Source organism: Solwaraspora sp. WMMA2056 (assembly GCF_030345095.1).
Lineage (GTDB): Bacteria > Actinomycetota > Actinomycetes > Mycobacteriales > Micromonosporaceae > Micromonospora_E.
In genome coordinates, this window is sequence record NZ_CP128360.1 from 5,795,566 (window position 1) to 5,812,679 (window position 17,114).

Annotated in this window: 15 protein-coding genes; 3 read left to right on the forward strand and 12 right to left on the reverse strand. The window is 72.1% G+C overall.

The window, feature by feature from the left end:
* Positions 1 to 121: 121 nt before the first annotated feature.
* The 5 genes from O7608_RS26215 to O7608_RS26235 all read right to left on the reverse strand — a co-directional run bounded on the left by O7608_RS26215 (position 122) and on the right by O7608_RS26235 (position 5,964).
* Positions 122 to 562 carry a helix-turn-helix domain-containing protein gene (locus tag O7608_RS26215; RefSeq protein ID WP_289207105.1) on the reverse strand — a complete coding sequence of 147 codons (441 nt, stop codon included), beginning with the start codon at positions 560 to 562 and terminating at the stop codon, positions 122 to 124.
* Positions 563 to 684: 122 nt separating this feature from the next.
* A complete protein-coding gene (locus O7608_RS26220; protein ID WP_289207106.1) occupies positions 685 to 1,248 on the reverse strand; it encodes a CinA family protein in 564 nt (187 codons plus the stop codon).
* Positions 1,245 to 1,856, reverse strand: coding sequence for a CDP-diacylglycerol--glycerol-3-phosphate 3-phosphatidyltransferase (gene pgsA, locus O7608_RS26225; protein WP_289207107.1), 612 nt, complete (start codon positions 1,854 to 1,856; stop codon positions 1,245 to 1,247). The genes O7608_RS26220 and pgsA overlap by 4 nt, the downstream gene beginning before the upstream one ends.
* 4 nt (positions 1,857 to 1,860) lie before the next feature.
* Complete coding sequence (gene rimO, locus O7608_RS26230; RefSeq protein WP_289207108.1) at positions 1,861 to 3,369, reverse strand: 30S ribosomal protein S12 methylthiotransferase RimO; 1,509 nt, start codon at positions 3,367 to 3,369, stop codon at positions 1,861 to 1,863.
* A 102-nt stretch (positions 3,370 to 3,471) separates the two neighbouring features.
* Positions 3,472 to 5,964, reverse strand: a complete 2,493-nt coding sequence (locus O7608_RS26235) for an FtsK/SpoIIIE family DNA translocase (RefSeq protein ID WP_289207109.1) — start codon at positions 5,962 to 5,964, stop codon at positions 3,472 to 3,474.
* Positions 5,965 to 6,215: 251 nt separating this feature from the next.
* Here O7608_RS26235 and O7608_RS26240 point away from each other — a divergent pair, with 251 nt between their 5' ends.
* The 3 genes from O7608_RS26240 to O7608_RS26250 are packed head-to-tail and all read left to right on the forward strand — an operon-like array spanning position 6,216 to position 10,125.
* Complete coding sequence (locus O7608_RS26240; protein ID WP_289207110.1) at positions 6,216 to 6,686, forward strand: type III secretion system chaperone family protein; 471 nt, start codon at positions 6,216 to 6,218, stop codon at positions 6,684 to 6,686.
* 5 nt (positions 6,687 to 6,691) lie between these two features.
* The gene (locus O7608_RS26245; RefSeq protein ID WP_289207111.1) at positions 6,692 to 8,554 is read left to right on the forward strand and encodes an HSP90 family protein; all 1,863 of its coding nucleotides are present in this window, start codon (positions 6,692 to 6,694) and stop codon (positions 8,552 to 8,554) included.
* Positions 8,551 to 10,125 (forward strand): type III secretion system chaperone family protein, encoded by a 1,575-nt coding sequence (locus tag O7608_RS26250; RefSeq protein WP_289207112.1) that lies wholly within the window; start codon positions 8,551 to 8,553, stop codon positions 10,123 to 10,125. Before O7608_RS26245 ends, O7608_RS26250 begins: the two co-directional genes overlap by 4 nt.
* On the opposite strand, the gene O7608_RS26255 is transcribed toward O7608_RS26250, so the two are convergent.
* The 7 genes from O7608_RS26255 to thyX form a co-directional block, all read right to left on the reverse strand.
* Complete coding sequence (locus O7608_RS26255; RefSeq protein ID WP_289207113.1) at positions 10,067 to 10,456, reverse strand: DUF2784 domain-containing protein; 390 nt, start codon at positions 10,454 to 10,456, stop codon at positions 10,067 to 10,069. The genes O7608_RS26250 and O7608_RS26255 overlap by 59 nt on opposite strands.
* 131 nt (positions 10,457 to 10,587) lie before the next feature.
* Positions 10,588 to 12,144 (reverse strand): S1 family peptidase, encoded by a 1,557-nt coding sequence (locus O7608_RS26260; RefSeq protein WP_289207114.1) that lies wholly within the window; start codon positions 12,142 to 12,144, stop codon positions 10,588 to 10,590.
* Positions 12,145 to 12,341: 197 nt separating this feature from the next.
* The gene (locus tag O7608_RS26265; RefSeq protein ID WP_289207115.1) at positions 12,342 to 12,539 is read right to left on the reverse strand and encodes a DUF397 domain-containing protein; all 198 of its coding nucleotides are present in this window, start codon (positions 12,537 to 12,539) and stop codon (positions 12,342 to 12,344) included.
* A gap of 137 nt (positions 12,540 to 12,676) precedes the next feature.
* Positions 12,677 to 13,579: a helix-turn-helix domain-containing protein gene (locus tag O7608_RS26270; protein ID WP_289207116.1), complete on the reverse strand. Its 903-nt coding sequence runs from the start codon at positions 13,577 to 13,579 to the stop codon at positions 12,677 to 12,679.
* Between the two features lie 108 nt (positions 13,580 to 13,687).
* A complete protein-coding gene (locus tag O7608_RS26275; RefSeq protein WP_502959229.1) occupies positions 13,688 to 15,355 on the reverse strand; it encodes a ribonuclease J in 1,668 nt (555 codons plus the stop codon).
* 17 nt (positions 15,356 to 15,372) lie between these two features.
* Entirely contained in the window at positions 15,373 to 16,296 is a 924-nt protein-coding gene (gene dapA / locus O7608_RS26280; protein WP_289207118.1) for a 4-hydroxy-tetrahydrodipicolinate synthase, read from the reverse strand.
* 60 nt (positions 16,297 to 16,356) lie between these two features.
* Positions 16,357 to 17,112, reverse strand: coding sequence for an FAD-dependent thymidylate synthase (thyX, locus tag O7608_RS26285; RefSeq protein ID WP_289207119.1), 756 nt, complete (start codon positions 17,110 to 17,112; stop codon positions 16,357 to 16,359).
* Positions 17,113 to 17,114 lie beyond the last annotated feature (2 nt).

Below are 17,114 nucleotides of genomic sequence, written 5' to 3' on the forward strand. Positions count from 1 at the left end.
ACCCTAGTGCGCCGGATCCAGTCCTGGCCAACCGAAGGGGTCGTGCGGGCACGGTACGCGGGCCGGCCGGCAGTCGTCGTGACCCGTCGCCGACGGGCCGGCGTCGACCGGACCGGCCTGGTCACGCCGCGCAGACGACGTCGCGGTCGCGACCACTGCCGGCTGGCACCCGCCGGGTCGTACGCAGGGTGGCCTTCAACGGCGAGTCGCTGCGCACCGAGACGGTCAGGCCGTCCTCGACAGCGACCTCGCCGGCCGGGTGCTCGGGATGTGGCCGCAACGGTTGACCGGACTGCTCGGGAACGGCCACCAGGACACCATGGCGCTGCTCGGCGTCGGCGACGGTGTGGCTGACGTCGCGCAGGACCTCGGAGAGTCTGGCACCCAGGGCGTCACATATGGCGGCGAGCAGTTCGCTGGACGCTTCCTTCTGCCCGCGCTCGATCTCGGAGAGATAGCCGAGACTGACGTTGGCCGCGGTGGAGACCTCCCGCAGGGTCCGGCGTTGACCCTGCCGGCGGGCGCGCAGTGCGTCACCGATGACGCGGCGTAGCAGGACCATCGCACCTCCCCCTGATCGGGACCGGCCGGCGAGTGCCGGAGGCTTCCCGCAACCTTATCCGGTAGGCCACCGATCGACACCCCACCCCGGGCCACGAATGACGTCCACGGCCGAAAAAGAGGTCACGGGTCGGTGAGCTGATTGGCCAGCAACCGCAGTGCGGCGGTGACCGTCGCGGCCCGGACGGCCTCGCGTCCGCCACCGAGGTCCAGCCGACGGACCTGCGGCGCGGTCGGCCCGGCCAGCGCGACGTAGACCCGCCCGACCGGTTTGCCGCCCTGTGACTGCGGCCCGGCCACGCCGGTGGTGGCCAGCGCCCAGTCCGCGCCGCAGCGGGTCCGGCCACCCTCGGCCAGCGCCACCGCGACGTCCGGGTCGACCGGCCCACGCTGTGTGAGCAGCTCCGCAGACACCCCGGCCAGGGTCGCCTTCAGCTCGGTGGCGTAGACGATCAGACCACCGCGGAAGACCGTACTGGCCCCCGCGACGTCGACCAGCGCGGCGGCCAGCAGCCCGCCGGTCAACGACTCGACCACCGCCAGGGTCTGCGCCCGATCCGCCAGCGCGTGCACCACCGCCGCCGCCGGGCTCCCGGTCACCGGCCGGCCGACTCCGAGATCGGTGCCGGCCGGGGCGTCACCGCCGGGATCCGAACCGGCCGGGGCGTCACCGCCGGGCAGACTCATCCGCCGCCCCCGAGCGGCGTCGGTCGCCGCAGTCGCACCGCCCGTACCACGTAGTCAAGGCCGGTCGCCACGGTGATCAACAGCGCTGCACCCATGATCCACGGGCCGACGGCGGCGAGCAGCCCCGGCAGCGGCAGCAGGTACCACGCGATCGCCGTGATCTGCAGCGCGGTCTTCGCCTTGCCGCCCCGGCTCGCCGCGATCACCCCGTGCCGCAGCACCCAGAAGCGGATCAGGGTGATGCCCAGCTCACGGATGAGTACCAGCGCCGTCACCCACCACGGCAGCAGGTCGTACCAGGAGAGCAGCACCAGCGCGGTGCCGGTCAGCGCCTTGTCCGCGATCGGGTCGGCCACCTTGCCGAACGAGGTCACCAGGCCGTACCGGCGGGCGATCCAGCCGTCGACCAGGTCGGTCGCCGACGCGACCAGGAAGGTCAGGCACGCGGCGACCCGCCAGCCCGGATGGGTCATCCCGGAGACGACCACGAACAGCACGAACACCGGTACCAGCACCATCCGCAGCCCGGTGAGGGCGTTCGCCGCGTTGACCACCGGTACCGCCGGCACGGTCGGGCGGGCCCCGGCGGAGGCGCTCGGCTCGGTCACCGGCTCACCCGGCCACGGCCGACAGCGGCCGGCTACCCGCCGTCGACGAGACCACCGCGACCGGCACCGCGGTCAGGTCCACCCCTTCGGTACCGGTGACCGTGGCGCGCACCAGGTCGCCGGCCCGCAGCCCGGCCAGCTCCACCGACGGGGTGGTGCCGGACGGTGCCGCGACGAGAGTCGTGGAGCCGTCCACCTCGGGTGCCTGGTGAGCGGCGCGGCCCTCGACGACCCCGTCGTCGACGGAGTCGACCAGCACCTCCACGGTGCTGCCCAACCGGTCCTCGGCCCGCTGGGCGCACAGTTCGTCGGCCAACGCGCTGATCCGGTCGTACCGGCGCTTGACCGTCGCCGCGCGGACCTTGCCGGGCAGGTCGGCGGCCTCGGTACCGTCCTCGTCGCTGTAGTCGAAGACGCCGATCGCGTCCAGCCGGGCAGCTGACAGGAACCGGACCAGCTCCTCGACGTCGGCCCGGTTCTCCCCCGGGAAACCGACGATGAAGTTGCTCCGGGCACCCGCCTGCGGGGCCAACGCCCGGGCGGAGTCCAGCAGGTCCAGGAACCGCCCGGTCGAGCCGAACCGGCGCATCCGGCGCAGTACCGGCTCACTGGCGTGCTGGAAGGACAGGTCGAAGTACGGTGCGACGCCCGGGGTGGTGGCGATGGCCTCGATCAGGCCCGGGCGGGTCTCCGCCGGCTGCAGGTAGCTGACCCGGACCCGGACGATGCCGTCGACCGCGGCCAGCTGGGGCAGCAGTTTCTCCAGCAGCCGTGGGTCACCCAGGTCCTTGCCGTACGAGGTCGAGTTCTCGCTGACCAGGACCAGTTCCCGCACGCCGGTGCCGGCCAGCCAGTGCGCCTCGGCGAGCAGTTCGTCGGGGGTCCGCGAGACGAACGCCCCCCGGAACGCCGGAATGGCGCAGAACGCACAGCGACGGTCACAGCCGCTGGCGAGCTTCAGTGAGGCGACCGGGCCGGTGTCGAGCCGCCGGCGCAGCACCGCCCGCAGGTGCGCCGGGGTCCGCTCGTCGACCACGGAGTGGCCGGGCACGACGACGGCGGACTGCTGGCGGGCCACCGGGGTCAACGGCAGCAGTTTGCGACGGTCCCGTGGGGTGTGCGCGGGCAACTGCTCCCCGGCCAGCACCGCGTCGAGCCGCCGGGAGATGTCGGGATAGTCGTCGAAGCTGAGGACCGCCTGCGCCTCCGGCAGGTGCTCGGACAGCTCCCGACCGTACCGCTCGGCCATGCAGCCGGCGGCCACCACCCGGGCCCCGGTGTCGGCGGCGTCGAGCAGGGTCTGTACGGAATCCTGCTTGGCCTTCTCGACGAAGCCGCAGGTGTTGACGAGCACGACGTCGGCACCGTCGGCATCGGTGGTCACCTGCCAGCCGTCGGCGTCCAACCGTGCCGCCAACTCCTCCGAGTCGACCTCGTTGCGGGCGCAGCCCAGGGTGAGCAGGGCGACTCGCCGGCCGGGCGATGGGGCGGGGGTCGGGGCAAACGCAGACACCTGACGAGGGTACCGGGCCAGGGGCACGCGGTCTCCTGGCGGCGGCACCGGTTCATCGGCGATTCGCCGTCAGGACGGCAGCCGTCGCCAGCAGTGCTGCGGTCAGCTCGCCCCGACGCCGCGCAATCCGGCCAGCGCCTCCTCCAACTCGTCCGGTTTGACCAGCACGTCGCGGGCCTTGGAGCCCTCGGACGGGCCGACGATGCCCCGGGACTCCATCAGGTCCATCAGCCGGCCCGCCTTGGCGAAGCCGACCCGCAACTTGCGCTGCAGCATCGAAGTCGAGCCGAACTGCGAGGTCACCACCAGCTCGACCGCCTGCACCAGCAGGTCGAGGTCGTCACCGATGTCCTCGTCGATCTTCTTCTTGCTCTCCTGGGCGGCGGTGAGCACGTCCGGGCGGAACTCCGGCTCCCGTTGTTTCTTGCAGAAGGTGACGACGTCGTCGATCTCCTTCTCGCTGACCCAGGCACCCTGGATCCGCAGCGGCTTCGACGCACCCATCGGCAGGAACAACCCGTCGCCCCGGCCGATCAGCTTCTCCGCACCCGGCTGGTCCAGGATGACCCGCGAGTCGGACAACGACGACGTGGCGAAGGCCAGCCGGGACGGCACGTTCGCCTTGATCAGGCCGGTCACCACGTCCACCGACGGCCGTTGGGTGGCCAGCACCAGGTGGATCCCGGCGGCCCGGGCGAGCTGGGTGATCCGGACGACCGAGTCCTCCACGTCGCGCGGCGCGACCATCATCAGGTCCGCCAGCTCGTCGACGATCACCAGCAGGTACGGGTACGGCCGGATCTCGCGCTCGCTGCCCGGCGGCGCGCTGACCTCCCCGGCGCGCACCTTGCGGTTGTAGTCGTCGATGTGCCGTACGCCGTTGGCCGCCAGATCGTCGTAGCGCATGTCCATCTCGCGCACCACCCACTCCAGCGACTCGGCCGCCTTCTTCGGGTTGGTGACGATCGGCGTGACCAGGTGCGGGATCCCTTCGTAGCCGGTCATCTCGACCCGCTTCGGGTCGATCAGCAGCAGCCGGACCTCGTCCGGGGTGGCCCGGGTCAGGATCGAGATCAGCAGCGAGTTCAGGCACGACGACTTGCCGGCCCCCGTCGCGCCGGCGATCAGGATGTGCGGCATCTTCGCCAGGTTGGCCACCACATAGCCGCCCTCGATGTCCTTGCCGAGCGCGACCAGCATCGGATGGTGGTCGGCACCGGCGGCCCGCGAGCGCAGCACGTCACCGAGCGCGACATCCTCCCGGTCGGTGTTGGGGATCTCCACACCGACCGCGCTCTTGCCCGGGATCGGGCTGAGGATCCGCACGTCCGGCGACTTGACCGCGTACGCGATGTTGCGCGACAGCTGGGTGATCCGCTCGACCTTCACGCCGTGGCCCAGTTCGACCTCGTAGCGGGTGACGGTCGGACCACGGGTGAACCCGGTCACCGCGGCGTCGACGTCGAACTGTTCGAACACCCCCTGCAGCGCCGCGATCACCTCGTCGTTGGCCTTGCTGCGGGTCTTCGCCGGCGAGCCGGTGCGCAGCAGCTTCGGCGGTGGCAGCGTGTAGTCGCCGGACAGCCCGGTGATCGCCAACTGTTCGGCCCGGGTCGGCAGCGGCGAATGCTCGGGTGGCTCGGCCGGCTTACGGGTGGTCGGCACCTTGGCCGGTGGCCGACGCGGCAGCTCCACCGTCTCCTGCAGATCCGGCAGGTCTGCCGGATCGTCACCGGTGGTGGCGGCCGCCGTCGCGTCGGCGGGCGGGCCGGCCGGCCGGCGGCGCGGCGGGCGCTGCCGACCACGGGCCGGCCCCGGATCGTCGGCATCGTCGTCGTCGGCATCCGGCCCGGCCGGCGGCTCCCGGCCGGCGACCACGCCGGCGAGCAGACCCAGCCGTTCGGGAATCTTGTTGATCGGGGTGGCGGTGACCACCAGCAGTCCGAAGATCAACAACAGGATCAACAACGGTACGCCGACCCAGTAGCTGACCGTACGCGCCAGCACCTCGCCGACCCCGAGCCCGATCAGCCCGCCGGCGTAGTCGCGCTGCAGGTCACCGTCGGGGCTCTGGCCGATGTGCAGCAGGCCCGCGGTGCCGACGAACATCGCCGACCAGCCGACGAACCCCCGACCCCGGGGCTCCGGCTCCTCCGGCGGGTCGCGCATCAGCCGGACCGCGCCGATCAGCAGCAGCAGCGGCACCGCGACCGCGATCGCGCCGACGAACAGCCGCAGCGAGTCGGCGATCCGCGTACCGAACGGCCCGGCCGCGCCGAACCAGACCGCCATCGAGGTGAGGATGGCCAGACCCAGCAGGAACAGCCCGGCACCGTCGCGACGGTGCTCCGGCCCCAGGTCGCGGGCGGTGGCCGCCCGCCGACCGGCGGCCCGCACCGCCCACCCCACGCCGTGCGCGAGCCCCATCCAGGTGGTGCCGACCGCCCGACCGACCAGCACCGCCGGCGACGTCCGGGCCGGCCGCTTACGAGCGACCGGGCGCTTGCGCGCCGGCGTGCGGGCGCGCGAGGTCGAGGCGCCACGGGTCGTCGACCCACCACGGCGTCGACTCGGCTGAGAGGAACGGCCCGCCATAGAGTCACACCGTAACCCGGCCGCGCACCGAACCTCGCTTTTCCGGGCCGTGTCCCGGGCACACGCTGCTGCACGGCTGTGCCACCATTGCCGGTCGGTGCCCTGTGCCACCATTGCCGGTCGGTGCCGCCGTCCATCGGGTGCCCGCCCGATGCGGTCGGCGGCCCCACCACGCCCCGCGACCGCGACGGCCCCCGCCACCGCGACAACCCCGCCACCGCGACGACCCTGCCGTACCGAGAGGAACCCCCATGTCCCCGCCGGACCCAGACGACCTGCCGGACGCGCCCGTCGGTGGCGGCGAGATGCAGGTGCTGCGGCCACTGACCACCGAGTTCATCGCCGAGACGCTGCAGGCCCGGGAGTACCGGTTCCAGACCGACCCCGACGGTGACCTGGTCGGCCGATGGAACGACAACGTCATCTACTTCTCCCGCCTCGGCCCGCACGGTGAGGTGCTGCGGGTGCGGACCATCGCGGCGACGGCGTTCTCCGTGGACGACGTGCCGGCGCTGTACGCGTTCTGCAACGAGTGGAACCACGACCGGCTGTGGCCGAAGACCTTCGTCCACGTCGACGACGACGGCACCGCACGGGTCTGCGGTGAGCTGATCACCGATCTGGAGCGCGGCGTCACCCCGGCCCAACTCGACCACCTGGTCAGCTGCGGGATCTCCACCGGATGCCAGGTCGCCGAGGCCGCCGCCGAGCTGGCGACCTGACCGACATGGAGAACCGATTCCAGGTCGACCTGCGCGGCATCGTCGACCTGCTCAGCCACCACCTGTACGCCAGCCCCCGGGTCTTCGCCCGGGAACTGGTGCAGAACGCCACCGACGCGATCACCGCCCGCCGCGACGTCGACCCGGACTGGTCGGGTGGATCGGTACGCATCGAACCGACCGCCGACGGCGGGCTGCGGGTCCACGACGACGGCATCGGCCTCACCGAGCCCGAGGTGCACTCCTTCCTGGCCAGCGTCGGACGGACCTCCAAACGCGACGAGCTGGGCTTCGCCCGGCAGGACTTCCTCGGCCAGTTCGGCATCGGCCTGCTGTCCTGTTTCATGGTCGCCGACGCCGTCGAAGTGGTCACCCGGTCGGTGCGGGGCACGGCGGCGGTGCGGTGGACCGGGTACGCCGACGGGCGCTACACCACCGAGGTCGACCCCGACGCGCGCGCCGAGGTCGGCACCACCGTCACGCTGCGCCCGCGCGCCGGTGCCGAGCACTGGCTCGCCGCCGGCCAGGTCCGCGAGCTGGTCAGCGGCTACGCACACCTGCTCGACGTACCGGTGTGGTTCGCCGCGCCCGACGACGGGGTCGCGCCCGACGACGGGGCCACGGCCGGTGCCGGAGCGGTGCGGCTGACCGAGCCGCAGGCACCGTGGGAGCGTCCGTACGACGACCCGCAGGCCCGCCGCGACGCGCTGCTCGACTACGGCACCACATTGCTCGGCGCGCGGCCGATGGACGTGATCGACCTGCGGGTGCCGGAGGCCGGCCTGGTCGGGGTCGGGTTCGTCCTGCCGTCGGCGGCCACCGTCGGCCAGGGCGGGCACCGGGTCTACCTGAAACGGATGCTGCTCAGCGACAACGCCGGCAAACTGCTGCCGGAGTGGGCGTTCTTCATCCGCTGCGTGGTCGACACCGCCGTCCTGCGACCGACCGCCAGCCGCGAGGCGCTCTACGAGGACGACCTGCTGGGCACCGTCCGGGAAAGCCTCGGCGAGCAGGTACGCGACTGGTTGCTGCAACTGCCGGTGCACCACCCGCAACGCCTGGCCGCGTTCCTGCGGGTGCACCACCTCGGCGTCAAGGCGCTCGCCGTGCGCGACGACGACATGCTGCGGCTGGTCGACTCCTGGCTGCCGTTCGAGACCAGCCGGGGCCTGATGCCGCTGCGGGCCTTCCGCCAGCACCTGGCGATGATCCGGTACGTGGAGACGGTCGACGAGTTCCGCTCGCTCGCTGCCATCGCCTCCGCCGCCGGTACCCCGATCGTCAACGCCGGCTACGCCTACGACGCCGAGATCCTGCACCGGCTGCCCCGGCTGGACCCGGCGGTACGCACCCGTCGGCTCGACCCGGGTGAGCTCGCCGCCCGTCTGGAGACCCTCTCCCCCGGGCAGTTGGCCGCCGCCGCCGACTTCCTGGCGACCGCCCACTCCGTACTGGCCGACCTGGACTGCGTACCGCAGTTGCGGCAGTTCGACCCGGTGACCGTGCCCGCTCTCTACGTCGTCGGCCGGGCCGCCCAGGAGCAGGACAGCATCCGACGTGGCCGGGAAGGCTCCGACGAACTCTGGTCCGAGGTGCTGTCGGCGTTCGCCGACGTCGACGTCGACCACCGCCCGGAGCTGGTGTTCAACTGGCGGCATCCGCTGATCCGCCGGTTGGCCGCCGTACCGCAGTCCCCGGCCCTGCGGCACGCCGTCGAAGCGCTCTACGGTCAGGCGCTGCTGGCCGGGCATCACCCGTTGCGTGCCGTCGACAGCGCCGCGCTGAACCGTTCCTTCCTGGCCCTGCTGGACCGGGCCTTCACCGACCCGGCGACCGGGCCGGGCACCCCCGCCGAGGAGACCCCGTGAGCCCCGAGGAGCTGATCCAGGCACTGGACGAGGCGACCGACCTGCCCGACGGCGACGGCAAGATCGCCGAGCTGGAACGCATCGCCGCGCACGCCGACGCGGCCGGGCAGACCCGGATCGGATTCGACGCCCGGATGGCGTTGATCGACACGTACAACAACCACACCGAACGGTGGCGGATGCTGCCGGCGTTCGGCTGGTGCCTGCGCACCTTCGACGAGCACCCTGAGCTGTTCGAGGGGTGGGACGCCGAGCTGCTGCGCTGGTACCACAAGTGGGCGGTCGCCACGTTGCGCAGCACGCCGCAGGTCGGCCTGGCGCAGACCCAGGCGGCACTGGACGATCTGGAGCGCCGGTTCACCCGCGACGGGCAGAGCCTGCAGGCGGTCTACAACCTGCGCTGCCGGATCGCCGACCATGTCGGTGACACTGAGCAGGCCCGGCAGTGGCTGGACCGGTGGCGCACCGCGCCCCGCGACGTCAACAGCGACTGCGCCGGCTGCGATCCGTCGCGGCAGGCCGAACTGCTGGCCGACTGGGGCGAATGGGAGCAGGCGATCACGGTCGTCGAACCGGTGCTCAGCGGTGCGCTGGGCTGCACCGAACAGCCGGAGAAGGCCCTGGTCGCGGTGATCATGCCGTACCTGCGTCTGGGCCGGTACGCCGAGGCGGCCCAGGCGCACGTACGCGCCTACCGGCGGCACCGCCACGAACGGGACGCCTTCCCGTACCTCGCCGACCATCTGCGGTTCTGCGCGTTGACCGGCCACCACGAGCGGGGTCTGGCGATCCTCACCGAGCACCTGGAGTGGTTCGACCGGCCCTACGACGACGCGTCGGCGATGGAGTTCGCCGCCGCCGGTGCCCTGATCTGCCGGCTGGCCGGCACCGCCGGATCCGGTGCCCGCACGGTGCACCGGCCCGAGCACGGCCAGCGACCGGCCGCAGAACTGACCGTCGACGAGCTCGGCGCGCTACTGACCGAGGCCGCCACCGAGCTGGCCGGCCGGTTCGACGCCCGCAACGGCACCGACCACCAGTCCCGGCGGATGGCCGACTGGCTGGCCGCCGAACCGCTCACCGACTGCGTCGAGCTGCCCGCCGACCAGCCGGCCAGATCCGGGTACGTCGCCGAGGCGGTGCCCGCCGAAGGCACCCCGGACGTGGTCGCACCGTTGACGTTGGAGGGCATCACCGCGGCGCTCAACGAACGCGGCGACCGGTACTTCGTCGACGACGACGGTGTGGTCGGCGGCAAGTGGGGCCGGGCGGTGATCCACTTCGAACGCCTCGGTGAGCAGCGGGAGATCCTGCACACCCGGATCATCGCGGAACGGCGGCTGCCGGCCGGCCGGCTGGCCGAGGCGTACCAGTTCTGCAACGCATGGAACCACGACCGGCTGCTGCCGAAGGTCTACGTGCACGACACCGGTGAGGGTGAGCTGATCCTGGCCGGCGACGTCAGCACCGACCTGGAGCACGGCGTCAGCGGCGCGCAGCTCGCCGTACTGGTCAACGCGGCGATCCTGACCGGAGCGGGCTTCGCCGACGCCGTCGCCGAGCTGCCCTGACCGCCCCGGCCCAGCTGACCGCCACGGCGGCGGCCAGCACCAGTTGGGCCAGCCAGGCGTACCGCTCGGGGTAGATCACGCCGGACAGGTAGCGGTCGACGAACCCTTCGTCGAAGCCGACCTGTCCGGCCCGCCGGCGCGACCAGTGCTCGGCCACCGTCAGCGGACAGCTCAGGTTGGCGGCGACCACCAGCACCCCCCAGCCGGCGGCGCACAGGTGCAGCCAGATGGTGCGCGGCCACCGCCAGGCCAGGAAGCCGCCGACGGCCAGGTAGGCCAGGAAGCCGAAGTGCAGGATCAGGATGACGGTGGTCAACAGCTGGTAGCCCATGGCGGAACCTCCCCGACTGCCAGGCTACGAACGGCACCGGGCGGCCGGGAGGGTACGCGTACTCAGATGGACCAGGGTGGTGCGCCGTCCCCGGGGAGGGCGGTCCCCGGGGACGGCACGGCGGGTGGCGGTCAGTTCACCGAAAACCCGAGGAGGTAGCCACCCACGCCCTGGTCGGACCCGACCCGGTACCGGTACGACCCGGCGGGTCCGGAGAAACTCAGCTCGGTCACGGTGCCGTCGGCATCGCCCCGGGCGACGGTGCGCCAGCCGGCTGCGGTGAAGCGCTGCAGGGCGAGGTCGTACCGGGCCCCGTCCGGTGCCTGCAGGCAGGCGCTGTGCCGCCCGGCACCGGCCCGGAAGAACCGGCCGTCGGGCTGTACCTGCCGGTCGCCGACGGCGTCGAGCTCGCCCCGGCGGACCACCTCGTGCCCGGTGCACCCCTGCGACGAACCGTCGCCCGGCAGGGTCGGTGCCACGGTCGGCACGGCGGGTCCGCCGCCCGGCGGGGTGTCGGCGTCGGTGGTGGTGACCAGGGTCAGGTTGTTGACCTCGAGGATCTCGGCCAGCGGCTGGAAGAAGGTCACGCCACCGATCTGGCAGTTGCCGGAGCCACCGGAGGTGACGCCCTGCGCCTGGTCGCCGGAGAGCCAGGCACCGCCGGAGTCGCCCGGCTCGGCGCAGACGTCGGTCCGGGTCAGCCCGGTGACGGCGCCTTCCGGGTAGTTGACCGTGACGTTGCGGGCCTGGATCACGCCGCAGCGGGTGCCGGTGGTCGATCCGGACCGGCAGATGCTGGCGCCGACCGGTGCTTCGGTGGCACCGGCGACCGGCAGGGTGCCGCCGTTGAAGTCGTTGACCACCGGCTGCGGGGTCCAGTCGCCGTTGACCGCGACGAAGGCCCAGTCGTCGCCGGGGAACGACGACGCCTGGAACACCCCCTGCGCCTGCTGGTTGAACCCGGTGGTGGTGTCGCCGGGCCGGCCGCAGTGGCCGGCGGTGACGAAGCCGCCGACGACGGAGAAGCCGACCGAGCAGCGCCCACCGGCGCCGATGAAGTACGGGTCGCCGCCGCGCACGTCGAACAGCGGCACCGGGGTCTCGTCGGAGACGTCGACGCGCAGCGCGTCGACGGGCACCCCGGCGGTGGCGGCGAAGTCACGGGCGGCGGCCTGCGCACCGGGTCGGGCGAGCAGCACGACGGTGTTGTCGGCGACGTCGACGTACCAGCCGGCCAGGTCGGGGTTGGCCGTCCCGGCGTCGGCGTCGAGCTGGCGTTTGACCGCGTCGAGCTGTCGTTGGCTGCGCGGCACGAGCTGCGCCCGGGCGCCGCTGGCGTCGACCCGGGCGGCCAGGTCGGGGTCGGTGACGGCGACGACGAGGTCGGTGCCGTCGGCGGTGATCCAGGCGCCGCCGTACGCGTCGCCGAGGTCAGCGCGCAGGGTGGCCACGGTGCGACCGGCCCACCGCTCGGTGGCCAGCCGGGTCCGGGCGTCGGCCGCGCTGACGCCGAGGTCGCGTCCGAGAGCGGTGACGATCTCGGTGGCGGCCGGCTGCCCGGCGCCGGCCCGGTCGGTGGCCGGCTGGTCGGTACGGTCGTCACCGGCCAGCGCCGGCACCGTCACCGCGGCGAGCAGGCCCACTGCGGCCACGGTGACTCCTGCGGTGATCACCCGTCGGCGTCGCATCGCTGTCTCCTTCCGCCGCGGGCGCCGGACTTTCTGGCGCCGCGCGGTGGTACGGAGCACATCCGTCGATGGATCAATCCTCGACGATGCGAAATTTCACAGCGGGTCGGGTGAACCGGGCGGGCCGGTGCCGCGTTGACTGTGACGGCCGCACCGGTAGGGATCGGCCTCCACCCGATCCCTACCGGTCGGCGCTGTCACCGGCCGGTGAGCTGCCCCTGGCAGATCCCCCGCAGGAACGATCGCCACTGGTGGGGCCCGAAGCCCAGTTCCGGGCTGGCCGGGTCGGCCGAGTCCCGCAGCGCCGCGCCACCGGTCTCCGTCGCCGCCACCTCCACGCAGGCGTTGGTGTCACACCGGCTGCTTCGTCGCCAGCCCTGGTCGGCACGCAACATCGCAATCCCCTTTCACGATTTACACCTATTTTTCGGGAATTATGCCGGCCAAGCTGCCCGACCGATGGCTGATCCACCCAGAGTCGGTCCGGTCGGCCGGCCGGACGCGTCAACCGTCCGGGCCGCAAGGCTGGGCCTCAGTCGCGCACCACCGGCTCGCCGTCGCCCAGCGCCGCCGCCCGTTCGGCGATCAACCGGGCCGACGTCGCCTCGTCGTGGGCCGCAGCCCACAGATGGGCGAAGTAGCCCCGGTGCCGGTCGATCCGCTGCGCCGCGTGGACGATCTCGTCGATCAGGATTCCTTCGCGGTAGAGCAGCGCGTTGTCCTCGTCGCCGAAGTCCAGCAAGGTGAACGGGGCCAGCATCGCCATGATCGCGGCGTCGGCGAACGGTGAGACCCGCACCCGGACGTGCGGTGCGCGCATCTGCTGCAGCAGGTGGGCGAACTGCCGGGCCATCACCTGGGGGCCGCCGATGGTGCGCCACAGCACCGACTCGTCGAGCACCAGATGGAACTCCGGCGGGTCGGGGCGGTCCAACACGTGCTCGCGACGACGCAGCCGGGCCTCCAACCGCAGCACCCGGTCCGCCTCCGGTAGCTCGCTACGCCAGAAGTTGAGCACGAACTCGCCGTACTCCCGGGTCTGCAACATGCCGGGGATGAGCGTCGGCTGAAACACCCGGATGGCGCTGGCGTCGCTCTCCAACTGCAACAACTGCAGCATGGCCGGGGTCAGGTGCTCGCGGTAGCGGGGCTCGTCCCACCAACCACGGCGCCGGGACGTGCGGGCGTCGCGCAGCATCCGCTCGGCCCGGTCGGGGTCGACGACGCCGTAGAGCGCCAGCAACGCCCGCAGGTCCGTCGACGAGACCGTGACGTCGCCCTTCTCGATCCGGTTGACCTTGGACACCGACCAGTCCAGCGTGTCGGCCACCTTGCCCTGGGTGAAGCCGGCCGCTTCCCGCGCGCGGCGCAACGCCAACCGGAGCCGACGCCGCGCCGCCGCCGGGGACTCGCCGGGACCGGGATCGTCACGCACGCCAGGCCTTCCGGACCACGGTAGGTAACTGTCGGTCCAGTATGCCGCCAACAGGTCGCCGGGTCAGCCCCGGCGACCCGTCAGGGCGTCTTCATCCCCAGCTGTCCGTCAGACCTCCACCACGGTCGGCACGATCATCGGCCGACGGCGGTACGCGTCGTTGACCCAGCGTCCGACGATCCGGCGGACCACCTGCTGCAGCTGGTGCGGGTCGGTGATGCCGTCAGCGGCGGCCCGCCCCAGCGCCTCCGTGATCAGCGGAACCACCGCGTTGAACGCCTCCGGGTCCTCGGAGAACCCCTTCGCCGACACGGTGGGGCCGCCGACGACCTTGCCGGTGACCGAGTCGACCACCACGGTCGCGGCGATGAACCCACCGTCGCCGAGGATCCGGCGTTCGGTCAGCAACGACTCACCGACATCGCCGACGGCGAGACCGTCCACGTAGACGTACCGGCTCTTGACGTGCCCGACCAGGGTGGCGTGCCCGTCGACCAGGTCGACCACGTCGCCGTCCTCGCAGAGCACCACCCGCTGCGGGTCCAGACCGGACTCGATGCCGAGCCGGGCATGCGCCCGCAGGTGCCGCCACTCACCGTGCACCGGCAGCAGGTTGCTCGGCCGCACCACGTTGAGCAGGTACAGCAGCTCCCCCGCTGGCGCGTGCCCGGAGACGTGCACCTTCGCCACGTCCTTGTGGATCACGGTCGCCCCGGCCCGGGACAGCTGGTTGATCACCCGGTAGACCGACGTCTCGTTGCCCGGCACCAGCGAACTGGCCAGCACCACGGTGTCCCCCGGCGCCACGGTGATGTGCCGGTGGTCGCCGGTGGCCATCCGGCCCAGCGCACTCATCGGCTCGCCCTGCGACCCGGTGGACATCAGCACGATCCGGTCCGGCGGCAACGCCGTCGCCTCGTCCAGCCCGACCACCAGGCCGGCCGGAATCCGCAGCAGACCGAGATCACGGGCGATGCCCATGTTGCGCACCATCGACCGGCCGATCAGCGCGACCTTGCGGTCGTACTCGTACGCCGAGTCCAGCACCTGCTGCACCCGGTGCACGTGGGAGGCGAAGCTCGCCACGATGATCCGGCCCTTGGCCTTACCGAAGATCGAGTCCAGCACCGGCCCGATGTCGCGTTCCGGGGTGACGAAGCCGGGGATCTCGGCGTTGGTGGAGTCCGACAGCAGCAGGTCCACGCCTTCGGCGCCGAGCCGGGCGAACCCGGCCAGGTCGGTGATCCGCCCGTCCAGCGGCAACTGGTCCATCTTGAAGTCACCGGTGTGCAGCACCAGCCCGGCCGGGGTCCGGATGGCCACCGCCAGCGCGTCCGGGATGGAGTGGTTGACCGCGAAGAACTCGCACTCGAACGGCCCGATCCGTTCCCGCTGGCCCTCCCGGACGGTCAACGTGTACGGCTCGATGCGCCGCTCGGCCAGCTTCGCCTCGACCAGCGCCAGGGTGAACTGCGACCCGACCAGGGGGATGTCCGGCTTGTGGGCGAGCAGGTACGGCACCGCGCCGATGTGGTCCTCGTGACCGTGGGTCAGCACGATCGCCTGCACGTCGGCGAGCCGGTCCAGGATCGGGGCGAAATCCGGCAGGATCAGATCGACGCCGGGCTGCTCGACGTCCGGGAAGAGCACCCCGCAGTCGACGATCAGCAGCTTGCCGTCGAACTCGAAGACCGTCATGTTGCGCCCGATGGCACCGAGCCCACCCAACGGGATGACCCGCAACCCGCCCGGCGGCAGCTGCGGCGGCAGATCCATGTCGACGTGTGCCTGACTCACGGCAGCTCCAGTCCGGCCGCGGCGCAGTCGGCGCGCAACTGGTCCAGCTCGGTGTCGGTGGCCTCGACCAGCGGCGAACGGACCGTGCCGGCGGGCAGGTCCAGCGTCGCCAACGCCGCCTTGACCAGGATGGTGCCGGGACTGCGGAAGATCCCGGTGAACAGCGGCAGCAGCCGGTGGTGCAGCGCCAGCGCGGCGGCCCGGTCGCCAGCGACGTACGCCTCGATCATCTGCTTGGTCAACGCGCCGGTCAGGTGCGTCGAGGTGCCGACCAGCCCGACGCCGCCGATCGCCAGCATCGGCAGGGTCAGCGGGTCGTCACCGCAGTAGAACGCCAGGTCGGTGCGGCTGGTCACCCAGGAGGTGGCGACCAGATCGCCCTTGGCGTCCTTGACCGCGACGATCCGCTCGTGCTCGGCCAGGCGTACCAGGGTCTCGGTGGCGATCGCGATCCCGGCGCGGTGCGGAATGTCGTACGCCATCACCGGCAGCCCGGTCGCGTCGGCGACCTCGGTGAAATGCCGGACCACCCCGGCCTGCGGCGGCTTGTTGTAGTACGGCGTGACCACCAGCAGCCCGTGCGCGCCGGCCTTCTCGGCGGCGACCGCCAACTCGACGGTGTGCCGGGTGTCGTTGGTGCCGACGCCGGCCACCACCTTGGCCCGGTCCCCGACGGCGTCGACGACGACCCGGAGCAGTTGCTCCTTCTCCGCGTCGGTGGTGGTCGGCGACTCGCCGGTGGTGCCGCTGATCACCAGCGCGTCGTTGGCCTGCTCGTCGACCAGGTAGCTGGCCAGTCGCGCCGCGCCGTCGAAGTCGAGCGAGCCGTCGTCGTTCATCGGGGTGACCATGGCGGTCAGGAGCCGCCCGAACGGGGTCGGCCTCCCCGCCCCGGGACCGGCTAGGTGGTGCTGCGTCATACGGACAACCTATCGGACGGCCGCACCGCGATTTCAGGCCTGGCGGTACGGGCGGACGGCCTACTCCCCCTGCCGGGTGTACGGGCTGGCGGCGACCTCGCTGCCGTCCGGCAACTGGCTGATCTCGAAGTCGGCGAAGACGCTCGGCGCGACCCGTTGCAACTGTCGCAGGCACTCCACCGCCAGCTCGCGGATCTCCACGTCGGCGTGCTCGGTGGCCCGCATCCCGATGAAGTGCCGCCAGGCCCGGTAGTTGCCGGTGACCACGATCCGGGTTTCGGTGGCGTTCGGCAGCACCGCCCGCGCCGCCTGCCGGGCCTGTTTGCGGCGCAGCGTCGGGTTGGGTTCGTCGGCGAACCGCTTCTCCAGACCCTCCAGCAGCTCGGTGTAGGCCCGCACACTCGCCTGCGCGGCGGCGACGAACTGCTGGTGCAGCTGTGGATCCTCGGCGATGACCGCCGGCTCGACCATGGCCGCGTCGCGCTCGGGCACGTACCGCTGGGACAGCTGGGAGTAGGAGAAGTGCCGGTGCCGGATCAGCTCGTGGGTCAACGAACGGGAGATCCCGGTCAGGTAGAACGTGACGCTGCCGTGCTCCAGGACCGACAGGTGGCCGCTGTCCAGGATGTGCCGCAGGTAGCCGGCGTTGGTGGCGGTCGCCGGGTTGGGTTTGCGCCACGACTGGTAGCAGGCCCGGCCGGCGAACTCGGCCAACGCCTGGCCGCCGTCGGCGTCGGTGGACCAGTCGACATCGGCGGGCGGCTCGAAGTGGGTCCAGGCGATCAGCGTGACCTGGGGTGACACGATTTCCGGCATTT

What these genes read in the sequence shown, in the direction of transcription:
- O7608_RS26215 (WP_289207105.1), bottom strand. Translation starts at nt 562, where the DNA reads ATGGTCCTGCTACGCCGCGTCATCGGTGACGCACTGCGCGCCCGCCGG.
- O7608_RS26255 (WP_289207113.1), bottom strand. Translation starts at nt 10,456, where the DNA reads ATGGGCTACCAGCTGTTGACCACCGTCATCCTGATCCTGCACTTCGGC.
- O7608_RS26265 (WP_289207115.1), bottom strand. Translation starts at nt 12,539, where the DNA reads ATGTTGCGTGCCGACCAGGGCTGGCGACGAAGCAGCCGGTGTGACACC.
- thyX (WP_289207119.1), bottom strand. Translation starts at nt 17,112, where the DNA reads ATGCCGGAAATCGTGTCACCCCAGGTCACGCTGATCGCCTGGACCCAC.
- O7608_RS26245 (WP_289207111.1), top strand. Translation starts at nt 6,692, where the DNA reads ATGGAGAACCGATTCCAGGTCGACCTGCGCGGCATCGTCGACCTGCTC.
- O7608_RS26275 (WP_502959229.1), bottom strand. Translation starts at nt 15,355, where the DNA reads ATGGATCTGCCGCCGCAGCTGCCGCCGGGCGGGTTGCGGGTCATCCCG.
- dapA (WP_289207118.1), bottom strand. Translation starts at nt 16,296, where the DNA reads ATGACGCAGCACCACCTAGCCGGTCCCGGGGCGGGGAGGCCGACCCCG.
- O7608_RS26260 (WP_289207114.1), bottom strand. Translation starts at nt 12,144, where the DNA reads ATGCGACGCCGACGGGTGATCACCGCAGGAGTCACCGTGGCCGCAGTG.
- O7608_RS26235 (WP_289207109.1), bottom strand. Translation starts at nt 5,964, where the DNA reads ATGGCGGGCCGTTCCTCTCAGCCGAGTCGACGCCGTGGTGGGTCGACG.
- O7608_RS26220 (WP_289207106.1), bottom strand. Translation starts at nt 1,248, where the DNA reads ATGAGTCTGCCCGGCGGTGACGCCCCGGCCGGTTCGGATCCCGGCGGT.
- O7608_RS26240 (WP_289207110.1), top strand. Translation starts at nt 6,216, where the DNA reads ATGTCCCCGCCGGACCCAGACGACCTGCCGGACGCGCCCGTCGGTGGC.